Genomic DNA, 441 nt, shown 5'->3' on the forward strand with positions numbered 1-441 from the left:
TGGTTGATTTGTTGTTGCCAAACAAAGCCAACCAGGAATACGCCGCTATGGACAAGAATACCGTTGTTGAGTTTGCCGGTCGACAGGAGGGAGTAGATCCACTTACTGAGCTTCTGCGCCGAGGAGCGCGCGAGCTGCTGCAGAAGGCAGTGGAGGCAGAGCTGTCGACCTTCATGGAGGACTTTCAAGACCGCCACCTGGACGATGGTCGTGCGGCTGTAGTCCGCAACGGCTACCTACCAGAACGCGATATACAAACCGGGATTGGCCCGGTGAAGGTGAAAGTACCGAAGGTGCGAAGCAAGGACGGCCAACCAATAACTTTCCACTCAGCTTTGGTGCCGCCGTACGTACGCAAAACCCGTTCGCTGGAGGCCGCATTGCCATGGCTTTACCTGAAGGGTGTTTCAACCGGCGAGATGGAAGAGGCGCTGTCCATAC

1 protein-coding gene is annotated in these 441 nt (G+C 56.0%); it reads left to right on the forward strand.

The genetic code is table 11. From position 1 onward, the window contains the following. Positions 1 to 47: 47 nt before the first annotated feature. On the forward strand, positions 48 to 441 hold a 394-nt coding region (locus MO867_RS22630; RefSeq protein WP_252473380.1), incomplete at its 3' end, for a transposase.

This window comes from Microbulbifer okhotskensis (assembly GCF_023895975.1).
Taxonomy (GTDB): domain Bacteria; phylum Pseudomonadota; class Gammaproteobacteria; order Pseudomonadales; family Cellvibrionaceae; genus Microbulbifer; species Microbulbifer okhotskensis.